An 18,509-nucleotide genomic window follows, 5' to 3' on the forward strand; every position below is an offset into this window, starting at 1 on the left:
CGGTTCACCCGTCACCATGGGCCAAAACAGTGGACAGGAAAAGGGCGCCCGACAGGAACGTGCCAGTGCGGGTGCCGATACGAAAAAAGCCTCCGTAGAGGCTTTTCCCGCGTGGGTTCGCCTCAGCTGAGGCGCTGCTTGTAGGCTTCGTAGCCGAAGCGTTTCACCGTGCGCACCTCGCGGCTGACTTCGTCCACACGGCAGATCGACGGCAGGCGAATGCCATTGAAGGTGGTGGTCTTGACCATGGTGTAATGAGCCATGTCCGTGAACACCAGGCGGTCGCCGATGGATAACGGCTCGTCGAACGAGTAGCGGCCGATCACGTCGCCGGCGAGACACGTCGTGCCGCCCAGGCGATAGGTATGGGCCTTCTCGTCCGGCTCGCCGGCGCCGACGATCTGCGGCCGGTAGGGCATCTCCAGCACGTCGGGCATGTGCGCGGTGGCCGAGGTGTCGAGAATGGCATTGGGGCCGCCGTTCTCCACGATATCCAGCACCGTGCACACCAGATAGCCGGTATTCAGCGCAATCGCCTCACCCGGCTCCAGGTAGACGGTGAGGTGGGGATAACGTTCGCGAAAGTCGCGAACCAACCGCACCAGCCGTTCGACGTCGTAGTCGGGGCGGGTAATGTGGTGTCCGCCGCCGAAGTTGACCCAGCGCATGCCAGCCAGGTAGCGACCGAACTTGTCCTCGAAGGCTTCCAGGGTAATCTCGAGAGCGTCGCTGTTCTGCTCGCACAAGGTATGGAAATGCAACCCTTCCAGACCTTCGAGATTCATGCCTTCCATGTCTACCGCGCGCGTACCCAGGCGTGAACCGGGGGAGCAGGGATCATAGAGTGCCACCTGGCCCGTCGAGCGCTCGGGATTGACCCGCAACCCGCATGAGACCCGGCGCGGCGCCTGCGCGACGATGTCGCGGAAGTGTCGCCACTGTCCCGGGGAGTTGAAGCTGATGTGATGCGCGTACTGCAGCACCACGTTCATTTCCTCCTCGGTGAAGGCCGGCGAGTAAACGTGCACCTCGCCGCCGAAGGTCTCTGCGCCCAGGCGCGCTTCGTCCTGGCCGCTGGCGGTGGTGCCCACCAGGTACTGGCTCACCAGCGGAAAGGTATCCCACATGGCGAAGCCCTTCAGTGCCAGCAGTATGCGCGCGCCGCTCTCCTCCTGAACCTGCCGCAACAACTCCAGGTTGCGGCGCAGCAACGCGTCGTCGACCACGTAGGCCGGCGACGGGCAGGCATAAATGTCGAACGGGTACACCGCCTTGTCCATCTTGTCAGCCATTGCGGTTCAGGCCAGCGGGTCGTGATCGGGGTCGAGTTCGACGACCTGCCACGGCAGGCCCATGTCGCCGATGCGCTCCATGAAGGGATCGGGGTCGAGTTGCTCGACGTTGAACACGCCCGCGCCCTTCCAGATGCCTTCCAGCATCAGCATGGCACCGGTCACCGCCGGCACGCCGGTGGTGTAGGAGATCGCCTGGGACTGCACCTCGCGGTAGCAGGCCTCATGGTCGCAGATGTTGTAGATGTACACCTTGCGCCGCTTGCCGTCCTTGATCCCGTCGGCAATGATGCCGATGTTGGTCTTGCCCTTGGTGCGCGGGCCGAGCGAGGCCGGGTCGGGCAGCACCGCCTTGAGGAACTGCAGCGGTGAGATCTCGCAGCCGTTCACTTCGATCGGCTCGATGCGGGTCATGCCGACATTCTCGAGCACCTTCAGGTGGGTGATGTACTTCTCGGAGAAAGTCATCCAGAAGCGGATGCGCTCCAGACCCTTGATGTTGCGTGAGAGCGACTCGAGCTCTTCGTGATAGAGCAGATAGATATCCTTCTCGCCAATGCCGTCGAAGTCGAACTTGCGCTTCTCGGCCAGTGGCGGCGTCTCCTTCCACTCGCCCTTCTCCCAGTAGCGGCCATTCGCGGTGATCTCGCGAATGTTGATTTCCGGGTTGAAGTTGGTGGCGAACGGGTAGCCGTGATCGCCACCGTTGGCATCGAGGATGTCGATACGGTGGATCTCGTCGAACAAATTCTTTTGGGCGTAGGCGCAATAGATATTGGTCATGCCCGGGTCGAAGCCGCAGCCCAGGGTAGCCATGTTGCCCGCCTCGACGTAGCGATCATGGAACGCCCACTGCTCCTTGTACTCGAACTTGGCTTCGTCCGGGTGTTCGTAGTTGGCGGTATCGAGGTAGGGCACGCCGGTTTTCAGGCACGCCTCCATGATGGTCAGGTCCTGATAGGGCAACGCCACGTGGATCAGCACGTCCGGCTTGAACGACTCGATCAGCGCGACCAGGGCGTCGACGCTATCGGCGTCAACCTGCGCGGTCTGGATCGGACGGTTCAGCTGGGATGCGATGGCCTTGCATTTCTCTTCGTTGCGGCTGGCCAGGCAGATCTCGCTGAACACGTCGGGATGCTGTGCACATTTATGGGTGACGACGCCTCCGACGCCACCGGCGCCGATAATCAGGACTTTGCTCATGGGCCTCTCGAATCCAGATCGGGAAATGTCAATGAAAGGGTAGGGTCTTATCGGTCATTCGGCCATCTCGTCATGCCCTTGCCCGATGCCACCCGGTCTCGCTCAATGCTTGCGCGCAGATGATGGCTTCCCGTGAAGCCGGGAGCAAGAGATTTTCGCGTCCTGGATTAGACGAAAGTCGGGGGAGGCGATGCGGATGGCCGGCGAACAGAGGTAGCGCTTTCTAGGCCATCCGATGATGTTACAAAACGAGACAATTCGGTATGGCCTAAGAATTGTTAGTAAGTATATGTTTTTAAATGTTTATCTGGCGACGAGCTGTGCTTGGCTTGTTGCCCCCGTCTGCTGAGAAAACTTCCATAACTTATGATATGACGTGTTATATAAGCAAATGTTGTAAGATGCTGGTATCTTCTTCCTCTGGAGAGTGCCGATGTGACCCTTCTAAAAAATCCTGTTTTTCAACAGTTTAGGAAGAACGGTGCGTTGACTGCCGAAGAGGAAAAGCGGCTCCTCGGCCTTGAACAGAAGCCCAGGCGGGTGGATGCCAGCGACCCTCTATGGCATGAGAACGACACGGTCGACGCCTTCTGCATCCTAAAGCAGGGGTGGGCCTACTCCTTTCGAAATCTGGACAGCGGAGCCAAGCAGATACTGAAGCTCTACCTGCCTGGTGACATTATTGGCATGCGGGATTTCGGATTTTCCCACCGGCTGGCTGGGGTTGAGATGATTGATGAAGGCGTGGTTTGCCCCTTCTCTCATCAACAGTTGTTCGAGGTGATGGATTATTCGGCGACGCTGGCTTCGGGCATCGTTGCCATTGCTGTGCGACAGCAGGCGATGCTGACCGAGAGGTTGGTTTATGTGGGGCGCCACACAGCGCAGCAACGTTTGGCACATTTCCTTTACGAGCTGTACCTGCGCCTTAGCAGGATAGAGGCCGTGAAAGACAACACCTTCTCGCTGCCGCTGTCGCAGGAGCAGGTGGGGGATGCGCTGGGGCTCAGCTCCGTACACGTGAGTCGAACCTTCTCGATGCTACGCGACGAGGGATTGGTGCTACGCGATCGGCAGCGCATACAATTGCCTGACCCCATGGCTCTGGCGAGCATGGCAGAGTTCAGCGACGCCTACCTCGACGAATCGATGCCGTCTCCGTTCTTGGACCTTCACGGCATCAGCTCACGCGCGCTGAGGGATGCGCAGAAAGCGTAGATATCGGCGCAGCGGCATTTAGGCGCCGACAGAAACGAAAAAAGCACCCTCAGGGTGCTTTTTTCGTATGCTTGATTGGTGGAGGCGGCGGGGATCGAACCCGCGTCCGCCGGCACTCGCTCTTCGGCTCTACATGCTTAGGTCCGTTTTTTGGTTTAACGCGACTGGCTCCAACGGGCAGGATCCAGCAACGCGATTCCTCTAAGGTTTAACGATTGACGAGAGGACGTCGCCAACCGCGATCCCATCAGTTTTAGCTCATATCCCTTCCGCGATGAATGGGCACATCACTTCGGGGCCGGGCTAGAAGCTAACAGCTATTTAAGCTGCCAGCGCGCCCTGAGCGTAGGTGTCGTCGTTTGCGACTATTTAGTCGTGATGTTGGATTTACGAGATACATCACGCTCTCGGCATGCACCTAGGAGGTTGTCACCGGCGTCGAAGCCATGTCGCCCCCGTAGCAGACCCATCTTACCAGCATGGGTACTTCTATGACACCTGTTGGGTGGGCGGGTTCCACGGCTTCCCCGATTCTTGCCGATTTCGGGGAGCCACCCGCAGCGGTGTCGATACTGTGACACCTCAAGCCTTGGTGTGTTCCCGCATGATGCGGCCTTTCTGCCGCTGCCAGTCGCGGTCCTTCTCGGTGGCGCGCTTGTCGTGCAGTTTCTTTCCCGTCACCAGCGCCAGCTCGCACTTCACCTTGTTGCCCTTCCAATAAAGCTTGAGCGGCACGCAGGTATGTCCCTTCTCCTGTGAGCGGGAGAAGATCCTGGCGATTTCCTTGCGATGCAACAACAGCTTGCGCGTGCGCGAAGGATCGGCAATCTCGTGGGTGCTGGCGGTGTTGAGCGGTGTGATATGGCTGCCCAGCAGCCACGCCTCGCCCTCCTTCACCAGGATGTAGGTATCGGTGAGCTGGGCCTTGCCGGCGCGCAGGCTCTTCACCTCCCAGCCGGCCAGCACCAGGCCGGCCTCGAAGGACTCGTCGATATGATACTCGAAGCGAGCCTTCTTGTTCTGGGCGATGACATTGCTGCCGGGGCCCTTGCCCTTGCCTTTCTTGTTGGCCATGGAACCTCATGTCATGTTCTGCCGATGGCAACGTTCCCTTCGATATGGGGGGAAGCGTGATACCATTCAAGGCGTGAAATAACCGCTCATGATACGCCCTGGGCACTGTGAAGTCAGCGGAGAGCTCAATGCCAATGGTCAATCGGTCCGCCCTGGTGCGGCACACCCCTCGGGAGATGTTCGAACTGGTCAACGACTTCGAGCGCTACCCGGAGTTCTTGCCGGGCTGCCGCCGGGCCAGGCTGCTCGAGCGTGACGACTCGCACCTGATCGGTGAGATGACCCTGGGCCGGGCGGGGATCGAGCAGAGCTTCACCACGCGCAACGACTTGATCGAACCCGAGCGCATCGAGATGTCGCTGGTCAGCGGTCCCTTCAAGCGGTTGCGCGGGCGCTGGTTGTTCCTGCCGATGGGAGAAGATGCCTGCAAGGTCTGCCTGGAGCTGGAATTCGAGTTCGCTAACCGCCTGCTGGGGATGGCCTTCGGCAAATTGTTCCAACAGGTGGCCGGCCAGTTGGTCGACGCCTTCACCCAGCGTGCCGACGAACTCTATGGCCGCTGATGGGACGATCCGGGTGGAGGTGGCCTACGCGCTGCCCGACAGGCAGCGCATCGTGACGCTCGAGGTGCGCGAAGGCATCACGGCGAGCGAGGCCGTGGCACTGGCCGGAATGGAGCGCCTCTTCCCCGAGCTGCCGGCGAGTGCGTTCACCGAAGCCGAACTGGGCGTTTTCGGACGGCGACTGCGCGAGCCTGCTACCCACCGGTTGCGCGATGGGGATCGAGTCGAGATCTACCGCCCGCTGCAGGTCGATCCCAAGAGGGCGCGCCTGCAGCGGGCCGGGCGAAGCCCGCGCTAGAGGTTGAGCGGCTCATCCGAGGCCGGCTCGCCGCCACGCGGCAGCGTGCCACCGGCATCCGGAGCGGACTCGGGAGCCGCTTCCGGTTGACTGCCCGGCAGGACGCCAATCGGGCTGGCGCCTTCCGAAGCGGGGCCCATGCCTTCTTCCGGTGTAAGGTCCGGATCCTCGGAAAAATCGCCCTGCTGGGTGATATCGACCAGACGATCACCGGTGAAGGTCAGCGTCACGCGGCGTTGCTTCACCCCGCCATAGGCTTCGTCGAGCCGGAACACGTAATCCCACTGGTTGGCATCGAAGGGGGCCTCCAGCAGCGGGCGGCCCATCACGCCGGCGACCTGGGCTCGGCTCATGCCGGGCTGGAGCTGCTGTACCATGGCCTCGGTGATGAGGTTGCCCTGGGGCAGGTCGCGCTTGTAGACGCAGCCGCTGAGTACAGTCAGCGCAACGAGCAGGGGGACGGTTTTGATCAGCTTTTGCATTTGTGTCCGTTCTTCACTATCGTGGATTCGGTCGATCATACCCGACCCTACCTGATACTGCGAAGAGCTAACATGGCCGACCAGAACCATGAATTGCGCAAGGCGGGCCTGAAGGTCACCTTGCCCCGTGTGAAAATCCTGCAGATTCTCGAGAATGCCACGGGACAGCACCACCTGAGTGCAGAAGACGTCTACAAGACGCTGCTGGAGGCTGGTGAGGACGTCGGACTGGCCACCGTCTATCGCGTGCTGACCCAATTCGAATCTGCCGGACTGGTGATTCGCCACAACTTCGATGGCGGCCATGCCGTGTTCGAGATATCCCAGGAGGAACACCACGACCACATGGTGTGCCTCGACAGTGGCGAGATCATCGAGTTCTTCGACGAGACCATCGAGCGCCGTCAGAAGGAGATTGCCGAGGAACACGGCTTCGAACTCGTCGACCACGCTCTGGTGCTCTATGTGCGTCCGCGCGGCTCCAATACCACGCGCCAGGAAAGTCCGCCGCGCAAGTAGGTCACTTTCCGACGTCGACATCGCGCGGCCCCGATCATGGATCGGGGCCGTTCTCGTATGGGTGACTCGCTCGATGGTGGGGAAATGCCGCGTATGGCCTAGTGCGAGGCGCCCTGTTGGCTGGCATCGAGCATCTCGCGGGCATGGGCCAGGGTGCGGTCGGAAAGGCTCACGCCGCCGAGCATGCGGGCGAGTTCGCTGACCCGGCCGGCCTCGTCGAGCAGCGCCATGCGGGTCAGGGTGGTATTGCGCTTGGCCAGTTTCTCGATATGCAGATGGTGGTGCGCCTGGGCCGCCACCTGGGGTAGGTGAGTCACGGTCATGACCTGGCCGTTCTCGCCCAGCCGGCGCAACAGTTGACCGACGATCTCCGCAGTGGCGCCGGAGATACCGACATCCACCTCGTCGAACACCAGGCTGGGAATGGTCGAGTGGCGCGCAGCCACCACCTGGATCGCCAGGCTGATGCGCGATAGCTCCCCGCCCGAGGCGACCTTGGTCAGCGGGCGCGGCGGCTGACCGGGGTTGGCGCTGATCAGGAAGCGCACCGCTTCCATGCCGTCCGGCTGTGGCGTCTGACGTGGCTCCACCTCCACCTCGAAGCGCGCCTTGCCCATGGCCAGAAAAGAGAGTTGTTCCTGGACGGCCTTGCCGAAGCGACCCGCCGCCTGGCGGCGGGCCTCGCCGACCGTGCGAGCCTGTTCGCGCCAGGCGTCGCGCAGGGCTTCCACCTCGCCACGCAGCGCTTCCAGGTCCTGCTCGCCGCCTTCCAGCCCCTCCAGCTCGGCCTGTAGTTGACAATGAAGCGCCGTCAGTTCCTCCGGCATCACGTGATGCTTGCGCGCGATGCGATGGACCTCGCCCAGGCGCGACTCGACCCAGGTCAGCCGCTCCGGATCCAGCTCGGTGGCGTCGGCGAAGCGGTGCAGCTCCCGGGCGGCCTCTTCGATCTGAATGCGGGCGTCGCCGAGCATGGCGAGCACCTCGGCCAGGGTGCCGCGGTCGCTCCCTGGCAGCGGATCGAGCCGATGCATTGCCTGGTTGAGCAGCGCCAGGGCGCCGCCCTCGTCGCTATCGCAGCATTCGACAGCGAACTGCGCCTCGCGCAGCGTCTCTTCGGCGTGGGCGAGCTGCTCTTGCTCATGCTCCAGCGTGGCGAGTTCGCCCTCTCCCAGCGCCAGGGCATCGAGCTCCTCCACCTGGTAACGCAGCAGTTGGCGGCGCGCCTGTACCTCGTCGCCGGTTTCGGTCAGCCGCTTGAGGCGACGCCTCGCCGATTGCCAGCGACGGTAGGTGTCGGTGAGTTCGGTCACCGCCGTGCGCTGGCCGGCGAAGTCGTCGAGCAGGCGCAGGTGAGTCTCCTCGCGCAGCAGCGCCTGATGGGCGTGTTGACCGTGGATTTCGACCAGATGCTCGCCCAGTGCCTTGAGGTCGGCCACGGTGGCCGGCTGGCCATTGATCCATGCCTTGGAGCGGCCGTTGGCCATCACCACGCGGCGCAGCAGGCAATCGTCGACGGGCAGCTCGCGCTCCGCGAGCCAGTGATGCGCGGCGGGAAGCGTCGCGATATCGAAGCGCGCCGAGAGATCGGCACGCTCGCAGCCGTGGCGTACGCTGCCGGCATCGGCGCGCTCGCCCAGGCATAGCCCCAGGGCGCCGAGCAGAATCGACTTCCCGGCACCGGTCTCGCCGGTGATGGCGGTCATGCCACCGGCAAGTTCCAGATCGAGGCTGTCGACGATGGCGTAATCGCGAACGGCAAGCTGAGTCAGCATGAGTCCTCCCGGCAACCGGCACACAAGGCTGGATATCCATACAAGCTATTGCGTTTTTATACAGTAGTCGAGGGCGCCGCTCAACGCACGCATTGTCGCATGAGTTTTCGGGTCTCTTGAGATTGCGGGCAGGGCCCCCATATAGGCGGGCAGACTCGAGGCTTTCGTCCAATCGAAACCGTTGCGGCCGCAAGGCCGAACCACGCTTCAGGAGATGCGCATGGCTAAAGAACCCCAGACCCCGCTTGATGACGAGCTGGAGCGGCGCGAGGAAGAGGCTCGGCCGGAACCGGTGGAAGGCGAACTGGACGACGCGGTCGGCGTCGGGGATGACGAGGCCGTGGCGTCCGAGGAGCCGACGGCGGTGAGCGACAACCCCGAGGCCGACATGCTGGCCGCTCAGGTCGAGGAACTGGAGCAGAGCCTGGCCGAAGCCAAGGACCAGGCGCTGCGCGCTGCCGCCGAGGCGCAGAACGTACGCCGTCGCGCCGAACAGGAAGCCGAGAAGGCGCGCAAGTTCGCTCTGGAGCGCTTCGTCAAGGAGCTGCTGCCGGTGGTCGACAGCCTGGAGAAGGCGCTTGAAGCCATGGGTGAGGATGCCAGCGAGGCCCATCGCGAGGGAGTGGCCATGACGCTGAAGATGCAGCAGGACGTGCTGGCAAAATTCGGCGTCGAGATGCTGGATCCCTCCGGCGAACCGTTCGACCCGCAATATCACGAAGCCATGGCCATGGTGCCCAACCCTGAACTCGAGCCCAACAGCGTCATGGAAGTGGTGCAGAAGGGCTACACGCTCAACGGACGCCTGGTGCGCCCGGCCATGGTCGTGGTCAGTCAGGCGGCCGGCTGAGCCGATCGGATGAAAGCGGGGGCTTGAAAAGCGAGTTTGCGCCCCCCAGATAGACGACAACCGCGGCGGATGCCGCCGAGATGGATTCAAGGCAAACGAATTTTCGAGGATTTCCTATGGGACGCATCATCGGTATTGACCTGGGGACCACCAACTCCTGTGTGGCCGTGCTCGACGGCGACAGTGCGAAGGTGATCGAGAACGCCGAAGGCGCCCGCACCACGCCCTCCATCATCGCCTACACCGATGATGGCGAGATCCTGGTGGGGCAGGCGGCCAAGCGCCAGGCGGTCACCAATCCGCAAAACACGCTATACGCCATCAAGCGCCTGATCGGCCGTCGCTTCAAGGACGATGTCGTGCAGAAGGACATCAAGATGGTGCCTTACGGCATCGTCGAGGCCGACAACGGCGATGCCTGGGTCGAGGTGAAGGGCAAGAAGCTCGCGCCGCCGCAGGTCAGCGCCGAAGTGCTGAAAAAGATGAAGAAGACCGCCGAGGATTACCTGGGCGAGACCGTCACCGAAGCGGTCATTACCGTGCCGGCTTACTTCAATGATTCCCAGCGTCAGGCCACCAAGGACGCCGGGCGCATCGCCGGCCTCGAGGTCAAGCGCATCATCAACGAGCCGACTGCGGCGGCGCTGGCCTATGGCATGGACAAATCCCGCGGCGACAAGACCATCGCCGTGTACGACCTGGGCGGCGGTACCTTCGATATCTCGATCATCGAAGTGGCCGATGTCGACGGCGAAACCCAGTTCGAGGTGTTGGCCACCAACGGCGACACCTTCCTGGGCGGCGAAGACTTCGACATGAAGCTAATCAACTATCTGGTCGACCAGTTCAAGGCCGACAGCGGCATCGACCTCTCCGGCGACAACCTGGCCATGCAGCGCCTCAAGGAAGCCGCCGAGAAGGCCAAGATCGAGCTGTCCAGCGCCCAGCAGACCGACGTCAACCTGCCCTACATCACCGCCGACAACACCGGCCCGAAGCACCTCAACGTGAAGGTGACCCGGGCCAAGCTGGAGTCGCTGGTGGAGGAGCTGGTCGAGCGCTCTATGGGGCCGTGCAAGACTGCGCTGGCCGACGCCGGCCTGTCCGCCTCCGAGATCGACGACGTGATCCTGGTCGGCGGCCAGACCCGCATGCCGCTGGTGCAGAAGAAGGTCGCCGACTTCTTCGGCAAGGAGGCGCGCAAGGACGTCAACCCCGACGAGGCCGTGGCCGTGGGCGCGGCGATCCAGGGCGGTGTGCTGGGCGGTGACGTCAAGGACGTGCTGCTGCTCGACGTCACGCCGCTGACCCTGGGCATCGAGACCCTGGGTGGCGTCATGACGCCGCTGATCGAGAAGAACACGACCATCCCGACCAAGAAGACCCAGACCTTCTCGACCGCGGATGACAACCAGACGGCCGTGACCATTCATGTGCTGCAAGGCGAGCGCAAGCAGGCAACGCAGAACAAGTCGCTGGGCCGCTTCGACCTGGCCGACATCCCGCCGGCGCCGCGTGGCGTTCCGCAGATCGAGGTGGCCTTCGATCTGGACGCCAACGGTATCCTCAACGTGTCCGCCAAGGACAAGGCCACCGGCAAGGAGCAATCGATCGTCATCAAGGCCTCCAGCGGTCTCTCCGAGGAGGAGATCGAACAGATGGTACGCGATGCCGAGGCCCACGCCGACGAGGACAAGAAGTTCGAGGAGCTAGTTGCCCTGCGCAACCAGGCCGACGGCATGATCCACGCGTCGCGCAAGACTCTCGAGGAAGCCAGTGACAAGGCGACCGACGAGGAGAAGCAGGCCATCGAGACTGCCATCTCCGAACTGGAGGAGGCACTCAAGGGTGACGACAAGGACGCCATCCAGGCCAAGCTGGACGCGCTGACCGAAGCCTCCGGCAACCTGGCCCAGAAGCTCTATGCCGAGCAGGCCGAAGCGGCCCAGCAGGCAGGTGGCGAGCAGGCCGAGGCCGGTGGCAAGCCGGACGAGGACGTGGTCGACGCGGAATACGAAGAAGTCAACGACGACCAGAAGAAGCAGTAATCGCCAAGGCGATGCCACGGACGACGGTAGCGCGGGGGGACGACTCCCGCGTTGCCGTTTCCGCGGATCGGGCAGAACTGCCTAGACCAGGAGGCGCATGGACCCATGTCCAAACGCGATTTTTACGAGGTGCTCGGCGTCGAGCGGGATGCCGACACGAAGGACATCAAGAAGGCCTACCGCCGGCTGGCGCAGAAGTATCACCCGGACCGCAACCCGGGCGATGACACCGCGGCCGCGAAATTCCGCGAGGTTTCGGAGGCCTACGAGGTGCTCGCTGACGGCGAGAAGCGCGCCGCCTACGACCAGTTCGGCCACGCCGGTGTCGACGGTCAGGCCGGCGGCTTCGGCGGTGGCGGTTTCGGCGGCGCGGGGGCAGGCGGCTTCAGCGACATCTTCGGCGATGTATTCGGCGATATCTTCGGCGGTGGTGGCGGCCGGCGCAGCCCCCATGCGCCGCAGCGCGGCAGCGACCTGCGCTACAACCTGGAACTCGACCTCGAGAGTGCCGTTGCCGGCACCACCGTCGATATCCGCGTGCCGCGGCACATCGAATGTGACCGCTGCGACGGACAGGGCGCCGAGCCGGGTTCCACCAAGGAGACCTGCCCCACGTGTAACGGGCATGGCCAGGTGCGCATGCAGCAGGGCTTCTTCGCCGTGCAGCAGACCTGCCCGACCTGTCACGGCAACGGTGTGCACATCAAGGTGCCGTGCCACAAGTGCCACGGCGAGGGCCGGGTGCGCGAAACCCGTACCCTGTCGGTGAAGATTCCCGCCGGGGTGGATACCGGCGATCGCATTCGCCTCAACGGCGAGGGCGAGTCCGGCATCAACGGCGGCCCGCCGGGCGATCTCTACGTGCAGGTGGCGATCAAGCCGCACCACATCTTCCAGCGCGACGGCAAGCACCTTCAGTGCGAGGTGCCGATCAATTTCGTCGACGCCGCGCTGGGCGGCGAGCTCGAGGTGCCGACGCTGGACGGTCGGGTCAAGCTCAAGATCCCGCCCGAGACCCAGACCGGCAAGCTATTCCGCCTGCGCGGCAAGGGCGTCAAGCCGGTACGCGGCGGTCCGCCGGGCGACCTGCTGTGCAAGGTGGTGGTGGAAACCCCGGTCAACCTCAACGAGGAGCAGAAGGAGCTGCTGCGCCTGCTCCAGGAGAGTCTCGACGGCAGCAACAGCCGCAGCCACTCGCCGAAGAAGACCAGCTTCTTCGACGGCGTGAAGAAGTTCTTCGAGGACATGAAGCCGTAAGGCAAGGCTTCATCATCCTCCACCCCGATGCCCTAGCGAGCAGCGCCCCGAAGTTGGATGCCCCATCCAGCCTTCGGGGTGTGTCTATGCTGGCCCTCTTATCGTGATGCCCCGGATCGAACATGCCGTTCGGCACAGCGGGCGTTGCAGGACTGGCGCCAGCCCCGCCACGCGTCTTAGTCTGTTAACTCCGCTACGAATGGAGATCGTGTTATGCCGATGTCGCGTGCCGAGATCGCCACCGAGTCCGGGGCGAGGGTGATGAATCGCCTGTGCAAGCACTGGGCGCACAAGCTGGAGGTGGAGCAGGGCGAGGAGGAGAGCCGCGTGGTGTTCGAGGACGGTTCCTGTGTGATGCGCGTCGAGCCGGGCAAGCTGCTGGTGGCCATCGAGGCCCTGGATGAGGAAACCCTCGATCGCCTGGAGGGCGTCGTCGATTCTCACCTGCAGCGCATGGCAGGCGACGAGGAACTGGCCATCGTCTGGGAAAATTGAGCGCGCCGATACCGCTCAGCCGCGCCCACCTCGGCATGCTGCTGTGGGCGCTGCTGGTGGGGCTGTCGTTTCCCGCCGTGGAGCTGATGGGCAAGCTGCCGCCGCTGTCGCTCACCGCCCTGCGCTTCGCCATCGCCTGCGCCGGGCTGTGGTGGCTGGCGCGGCGCTCGGCGGATTTCCTGCCCCCCTGGCGGGTGCTGCCGCTCTATGCGCTGATGGGGCTGTGCCTGGCGGGGTTTTTTGGCGCCATGTTCTGGGCCGCCCATCATGCCACTGCGCTCTCCATGGCCACGCTCTACGTCACCGTACCGCTGTTGGCCTACCTGCTGGGGCTGGGGTTCCGCGTCGAGCGGCTGAGTTGGCAGCTGCCGGCGATCCTGGCCTTGGGTGCCTGCGGCGCGCTGGGACTCGCCTTCGCCGAGTCGCTCAGCCACGGTGAGGGCCTGCAGCTGGGCATCGGTGAGGCGGTATTCTTCCTCGGCTGCGTGTCCTCGGCGCTTTACCCGGTGCTCAGCAAGTGGGGGCTGGCTCGCGGCTGGCTACCCGAGTCGGCGGCGGTGCGCACCTTCTGGAGCCTGGGGCTGGGCGGGCTCGCCATCGGCCTGCTGGGGTTTGCCATCGAGCCCGTTGCCCAGCTTGTTTCCATGCGCTGGCAGGATCTGGCCCTGGTGATCTACCTCGGGCTCTTCTCCAGTGCGCTCACCTTCTGGCTGATGCAGCGCGCCACCTCGGTACTCACGCCGGGGGCCGTTACCGCCTACGGCTACATGGTGCCCTTCGTCTCCATGCTGCTGCTGTTCGCCACCGCACCCGAGCAGATCGGCTGGCACTGGCTGCCGGGCAGTGCGCTGGTGCTCGTCGCCATCGGGCTGCTGCTGCGCCAGAATGGCAGGGGCGAGCCCGATTAGGCATCCTCGTCCTCGTCCCAAGGCCCGGGCGCGTTACCGAGCGTGGCAGCCAGGCGCGGAAAATAGGCGCGGATCTCGGCATAGAGTGCGTGCGCATCCTCCGCGTGACGACGCGAGAAGTGGAACGGCACCAGCCGGCCGACGTCGGCGGCGGCGGCGATCTCGCCGCAGGCGCGGGCCGTCAGATGTCCGGTGCGCCGGGCCTGCTCGATCTGATCCTCGCGAAACGACGCCTCGCACAACAGCACTTCGGCGCCCTGGGCAAGCGCCAGCAAGCGTTCGCGGTTCGCAGGGGTGTCGCCGAAGTCGGTGGCGTAGACCAGGCGTTGGCCGGGTTGGGAGAACAGCAGCCGCTCCGCCAGTTCGGCGGCGGGGCGCCGGCTGCCGCCGGGCAGTGCGACCTCGGCCTCGTCGTCGCCGGCCAGTACGCGCTGCTTGAGTTCGCCGAGCCACGGCCCGGGAGGCCAGCCGTTTGCTTCCAGGCGCTCCTTGCGCACCTTGACCTGTATGTCGGGCTCAAAGGCAAAGGCCAGTACGGGGGTGCCATGATCCAGCGTGACGGCGCGCACGCAAAAGCCGAGCTCCTGATGCAGTACACCGTCATCGACGTCCCGGGGAGAGAGCGCCTTCATCGGTTGGCCTGCCATCAGGCGATAGGGCGCCAGACGCTCGCCGTGCAGCTCGAAGACCTCGAAGCGGGGGGCCTTCTCCCCGACGCGATCCCACAGGATGCCACGCATCAGCCCGTCCAGATGGCCGGCCAGGCCGGGTGGGCCGTAGATCCGGCACGGCGTGTAGTCGCCGATACGCGAGCGCAGTAGCCACAGGAAGCCGCCGATATGGTCGAAGTGGGCATGACTGATGAACACGTCGCTGACCTGATGAGCCAACCGTGCCGATAGGCGCCCGGGGTCGCCCAGATCGAACAGCAGGCTGCGCTTGAGATGGCGCAGGCGAAGGTGCAGCAGCGGGTCGCCGAAGATGCCGTTGACCAGCGTCGCGCGCAGACCGCCGAGGCGTAGCGTGGGTTGGGGTCCCTCTTGCGTACCATGGAGCGCCAGGCTGAGTGCGGGGTCGTCGTCGGGTGCGATGGGGGGCGCTGCACGAAAGGGGCGCGCGGTGCCAAGCTGGCCGTCAGGGCGGCGCACGGCGTCGCGTACCACCAGGGCGCGGGGGGGCGATATCGACAAGGGGGCCCGCAGTCGCAGCCGCTCGCCTTCCAGGGCGAACACTTCGCCCATGGCCAGCGTACGGCCGTCGGCGTCAAGCAATCCCACCTGCCGCCCCTGCCAGGCGGTCATGGCATTTCGCGGTGGCGGCGTGCCGACGATGGGCAGCATCGTCAGGTCGAGCTCCCGCTCCGTCGCCGTGACGAGATAGCAATCCCATGCCGCGGTTCGCCGTTGGGTGCGCTGCTGCCTGCCCGGATGTCGGGCAGCGGCGGCGGCCGGCAGGTTCAGTCGCTCCAGTTGCAGCAGTGCGCGTTCGTCGGGGTAAGGGTCTTGCTCGCCCTCTGGCGCCAGGCGCACTACGGCGTCGGCGCGACCGGCGCCAGCCAGTGCCAGCAGCAGTTCGGCGCCACCGACGCCGCGCTCCACGCCCGGCGCGTCGATGAGTAGCGGCCCGGCCTCGATCCGTTTGGCCAGGCGGCGTACCGCTTCGACCAGCGGCAGACGAAAGCGTGAGCCGTCCAGCGAGGCCAGCGCCTCGATGGCCTCGAGGCGCCAGTCGCCGCTTTCACCAAGCTGCGGGTCCCAGCGCCCCAGGCAAACGGCGCCGGGCGGGCCGAAGCCGGGCAGGCCGGGGTCTGCAGCCAGGCAATGACACACCTCGCCGCGCTCGGCCAGGCGAGCGGCCACGCTCCGCGCAAGGGTGGTCTTGCCGCTGCCGGGCGGGCCGGTCAGCAGTACGCGAGAATGGCGCCCCAGCAGTTCGAGCAGTGGTGGGTCACGGGACAGCTCCGGTGACATGGACATGGCGTTCCTTGCTTGGCATATCGCTATGCCCAGTGTGGGCGAAAGCGCCCGTCTTGCCCAAGCGCGCGGCCGGGCAGGCCGTTGCTCTGGTATACTGCCTCTCGATCCCAGTCCCAGACGTTGAGGAGTCCGCATGACCCGTATCGCCATCGTCGGTGTCGCCGGCCGCATGGGCCGCACCTTGGTCAACGCCGTGCAGCAGGATGCCGGGGTCACCCTGGCCGGCGGCATCGTCGAGCCGGGCAGTTCGCTGGCCGGGGCCGATATCGGCGAGCTGGCGGGACTCGGTAAGCTGGGCGTCGCTGCGGTGGATTCGCTCGACGCCATCGTCGACGACTTCGACGTGCTGATCGATTTCACCGCGCCCCAGGTGACGCTGGCCAACCTGGCCTTCTGCGCCACCCACGGCAAGCGCATGGTGATCGGCACCACCGGGCTCTCCGACGATGAGCTGGCCGAGCTCGACGGCTACCGCGACAGGCTGCCCTTCGTCTTCGCCCCCAACATGAGCGTAGGGGTGAACCTGACCCTGACGCTGCTGCAGACCGCGGCCAGGGCGCTGGGCGACGAGGGCTACGATATCGAGGTGATCGAGGCCCACCACCGCCACAAGGTCGACTCCCCCTCCGGCACCGCGCTGAAGATGGGCGAAGTGGTGGCCGAGGCGCTGGGCCGCACGCTCAAGGAGCACGGCGTGTTCGAGCGCGCCGGCCAGTGCGGCCCGCGGGACCCCAAGGAAATCGGCTTCGCCACGGTGCGTGCCGGCGATATCGTCGGCGAGCATACGGTGATGTTCGCCACCGAGGGCGAGCGCATCGAGATCACCCACAAGGCCTCCAGTCGCATGACCTTCGCCAAGGGCGCGGTGCGGGCGGCGCGCTGGGTCGCTGACCAGAGCAATGGGCGCTATGGCATGCAGGATGTGCTGGGTCTGTAAGCGCAGGGCAAGCCGCGTTACGCGTCGTGAGGGGCGCCGGGGACAGGTTGAAGAGGAGGTCATTTGCCATGGATGGCAAATGTAGCGCCCAGGGACGGGTTTACAGCGCCTCCTCGCAAACCTGTCGACGGGGTAGCCCCGAGGACATCGCTAACTGCTCTGGACTGTCCGATGGGGGTAGCCGCTGAGCGCCATTTCCTGTAACATCTCCAAAATTTTGGCCGGGCGCCTGAATACAGCAGTTCGACACTGCGCGCTTGTTGCGTGGCCAGCCCCCGAGCAAAGACAACAAGCGGGATGAAACCGGTTCCTTAAATCGGCTTCGTCCCGCTTTTTTACGAGCCGAATCTGTCGCAATGACGATAGCCGCCGAGCCTGCGCCCCTCAGGCTCGCATCAGCATGGGAGGACCTTGTCTTGAACAGCCCCGCATTGAACAGACCCGCGATATTGGCCTTGGAAGATGGCAGTATCTTTCACGGCACGGCCATCGGCGCCGATGGACGAACCAGCGGTGAGGTGGTGTTCAATACGGCCATGACCGGCTATCAGGAGATCCTGACCGATCTCTCCTATACCCGACAGATCGTGACCCTGACCTACCCGCACATCGGCAATACTGGCGTGAACGCCGAGGACGTCGAGTCCGACGGCATCGCCGCCGCCGGGCTGGTGATCCGCGATTTGCCGCTCGTCGCCAGCAATTTCCGCTCCGAGCAGTCGCTCTCCGACTACCTCAAGAGCCAGAACGTGCTTGGCATCGCCGATATCGACACCCGCCGCCTGACTCGCATCCTGCGTGACAAGGGTGCCCAGAACGGGGCGATCCTGGCCGGCAGCGAGGCCGAAGGCGACGATGCCGTCGAGCGCGCGCTTGCCGCGGCGCGAGAGTTCCCGGGGCTCAAGGGCATGGACCTGGCCAAGGAGGTCTCGTGCAAGCAGGCCTACGAGTGGAGCGAGGCCGAGTGGGAGCTGGGCCAGGGCAACGTCGATGCCACGGGCAGCGAGCGTCCCTTCCACGTGGTGGTCTACGACTACGGCGTGAAGTACAACATTCTGCGCATGCTCGCCTCGCGCGGCTGCCGTCTCACCGTGGTGCCGGCCCAGACCCCCGCCGCCGAGGTCTTGGCGCGCAACCCGGACGGCATCCTGCTGGCCAATGGTCCCGGCGACCCCGAGCCTTGCGACTACGCTATCGCGGCGATCCGCGAAATTCTCGAGACGAATATCCCGGTGTTCGGCATTTGCCTCGGGCATCAGCTGTTGGCCCTGGCCGCCGGGGCCAAGACCGTGAAGATGAACCACGGCCATCATGGCGCCAACCACCCGGTGCAGGACCTCGACACCGGCCATGTGATGATCACCAGCCAGAACCACGGCTTTGCCGTCGACGAGGCGAGCCTGCCGGGCAACGTGCGCGCCATTCACCGCTCGCTGTTCGACGACACGCTGCAGGGCATCGAGCTGACCGACCGTCCGGCCTTCAGCTTCCAGGGGCATCCCGAAGCGAGCCCGGGGCCGCGCGACGTGTCGCCGCTGTTCGATCGCTTCGTGACGATGATGCGCCAGGGCCGCTGATCATCGACTTATCGCCTGATTTCAACGAATCCAG

17 protein-coding genes and 1 other RNA gene are annotated in these 18,509 nt (G+C 64.5%); 11 read left to right on the forward strand and 7 right to left on the reverse strand.

Translation table 11 applies throughout. The features are described 5' to 3' along the window. Window positions 1-122: 122 nt before the first annotated feature. Window positions 123-1,292, reverse strand: a complete 1,170-nt coding sequence (nspC, locus tag F0A17_RS16845) for a carboxynorspermidine decarboxylase (protein ID WP_228716943.1) — start codon at window positions 1,290-1,292, stop codon at window positions 123-125. A 6-nt stretch (window positions 1,293-1,298) separates the two neighbouring features. Continuing rightward, entirely contained in the window at window positions 1,299-2,498 is a 1,200-nt protein-coding gene (locus tag F0A17_RS16850; RefSeq protein ID WP_149329508.1) for a saccharopine dehydrogenase family protein, read from the reverse strand. 435 nt (window positions 2,499-2,933) lie between these two features. On the opposite strand from F0A17_RS16850, the gene F0A17_RS16855 reads away from it, so the two are divergent. Further along, on the forward strand, window positions 2,934-3,716 hold the full coding sequence (locus F0A17_RS16855) for a Crp/Fnr family transcriptional regulator (RefSeq protein ID WP_149329509.1): 783 nt from the start codon (window positions 2,934-2,936) through the stop codon (window positions 3,714-3,716). Between the two features lie 76 nt (window positions 3,717-3,792). Here the strand turns inward: F0A17_RS16855 and ssrA are convergent. Continuing rightward, window positions 3,793-4,173: a transfer-messenger RNA gene (ssrA, locus tag F0A17_RS16860) on the reverse strand. Window positions 4,174-4,298: 125 nt separating this feature from the next. Beyond that, a complete protein-coding gene (smpB, locus tag F0A17_RS16865) occupies window positions 4,299-4,790 on the reverse strand; it encodes an SsrA-binding protein SmpB (protein ID WP_149329510.1) in 492 nt (163 codons plus the stop codon). Window positions 4,791-4,918: 128 nt separating this feature from the next. Between smpB and F0A17_RS16870 the strand changes: the two genes are divergently transcribed. Both F0A17_RS16870 and F0A17_RS16875 read left to right on the forward strand, forming a co-directional pair. Then, window positions 4,919-5,353 carry a type II toxin-antitoxin system RatA family toxin gene (locus F0A17_RS16870; protein ID WP_149329511.1) on the forward strand — a complete coding sequence of 145 codons (435 nt, stop codon included), beginning with the start codon at window positions 4,919-4,921 and terminating at the stop codon, window positions 5,351-5,353. Beyond that, a complete protein-coding gene (locus F0A17_RS16875) occupies window positions 5,343-5,651 on the forward strand; it encodes an RnfH family protein (protein WP_149329512.1) in 309 nt (102 codons plus the stop codon). Before F0A17_RS16870 ends, F0A17_RS16875 begins: the two co-directional genes overlap by 11 nt. On the opposite strand, the gene F0A17_RS16880 is transcribed toward F0A17_RS16875, so the two are convergent. Continuing rightward, the gene (locus F0A17_RS16880; protein WP_149329513.1) at window positions 5,648-6,133 is read right to left on the reverse strand and encodes an outer membrane protein assembly factor BamE; all 486 of its coding nucleotides are present in this window, start codon (window positions 6,131-6,133) and stop codon (window positions 5,648-5,650) included. The genes F0A17_RS16875 and F0A17_RS16880 overlap by 4 nt on opposite strands. A gap of 72 nt (window positions 6,134-6,205) precedes the next feature. Between F0A17_RS16880 and fur the strand changes: the two genes are divergently transcribed. Beyond that, the gene (fur, locus tag F0A17_RS16885; protein ID WP_149329514.1) at window positions 6,206-6,652 is read left to right on the forward strand and encodes a ferric iron uptake transcriptional regulator; all 447 of its coding nucleotides are present in this window, start codon (window positions 6,206-6,208) and stop codon (window positions 6,650-6,652) included. Window positions 6,653-6,750: 98 nt separating this feature from the next. Here fur and recN read toward each other — a convergent pair whose 3' ends face one another. After that, on the reverse strand, window positions 6,751-8,427 hold the full coding sequence (recN, locus tag F0A17_RS16890; RefSeq protein WP_149329515.1) for a DNA repair protein RecN: 1,677 nt from the start codon (window positions 8,425-8,427) through the stop codon (window positions 6,751-6,753). Window positions 8,428-8,647: 220 nt separating this feature from the next. On the opposite strand from recN, the gene grpE reads away from it, so the two are divergent. The 5 genes from grpE (at window position 8,648) to F0A17_RS16915 (ending at window position 13,985) form a co-directional block, all read left to right on the forward strand. Then, window positions 8,648-9,277: a nucleotide exchange factor GrpE gene (grpE, locus tag F0A17_RS16895; RefSeq protein WP_149329516.1), complete on the forward strand. Its 630-nt coding sequence runs from the start codon at window positions 8,648-8,650 to the stop codon at window positions 9,275-9,277. A 116-nt stretch (window positions 9,278-9,393) separates the two neighbouring features. Then, window positions 9,394-11,325 carry a molecular chaperone DnaK gene (gene dnaK / locus F0A17_RS16900; protein WP_149329517.1) on the forward strand — a complete coding sequence of 644 codons (1,932 nt, stop codon included), beginning with the start codon at window positions 9,394-9,396 and terminating at the stop codon, window positions 11,323-11,325. A 105-nt stretch (window positions 11,326-11,430) separates the two neighbouring features. Further along, a complete protein-coding gene (gene dnaJ / locus F0A17_RS16905) occupies window positions 11,431-12,582 on the forward strand; it encodes a molecular chaperone DnaJ (RefSeq protein ID WP_149329518.1) in 1,152 nt (383 codons plus the stop codon). 213 nt (window positions 12,583-12,795) lie between these two features. After that, entirely contained in the window at window positions 12,796-13,077 is a 282-nt protein-coding gene (locus F0A17_RS16910; protein WP_149329519.1) for a DUF2218 domain-containing protein, read from the forward strand. Then, on the forward strand, window positions 13,074-13,985 hold the full coding sequence (locus tag F0A17_RS16915) for a DMT family transporter (RefSeq protein ID WP_228716944.1): 912 nt from the start codon (window positions 13,074-13,076) through the stop codon (window positions 13,983-13,985). Before F0A17_RS16910 ends, F0A17_RS16915 begins: the two co-directional genes overlap by 4 nt. Here F0A17_RS16915 and F0A17_RS16920 read toward each other — a convergent pair. Next, window positions 13,982-15,961, reverse strand: a complete 1,980-nt coding sequence (locus tag F0A17_RS16920) for an MBL fold metallo-hydrolase (protein WP_187774720.1) — start codon at window positions 15,959-15,961, stop codon at window positions 13,982-13,984. The genes F0A17_RS16915 and F0A17_RS16920 overlap by 4 nt on opposite strands. A gap of 133 nt (window positions 15,962-16,094) precedes the next feature. On the opposite strand from F0A17_RS16920, the gene dapB reads away from it, so the two are divergent. Both dapB and carA read left to right on the forward strand, forming a co-directional pair. Next, window positions 16,095-16,898, forward strand: coding sequence for a 4-hydroxy-tetrahydrodipicolinate reductase (dapB, locus tag F0A17_RS16925; protein WP_149329521.1), 804 nt, complete (start codon window positions 16,095-16,097; stop codon window positions 16,896-16,898). A gap of 431 nt (window positions 16,899-17,329) precedes the next feature. After that, window positions 17,330-18,475 (forward strand): glutamine-hydrolyzing carbamoyl-phosphate synthase small subunit, encoded by a 1,146-nt coding sequence (gene carA / locus F0A17_RS16930; protein WP_187774725.1) that lies wholly within the window; start codon window positions 17,330-17,332, stop codon window positions 18,473-18,475. Window positions 18,476-18,509: the final 34 nt, after the last annotated feature.

The sequence above is a fragment of the Billgrantia pellis genome (assembly GCF_008297955.1).
Taxonomy (GTDB): Bacteria; Pseudomonadota; Gammaproteobacteria; order Pseudomonadales; family Halomonadaceae; genus Halomonas; species Halomonas pellis.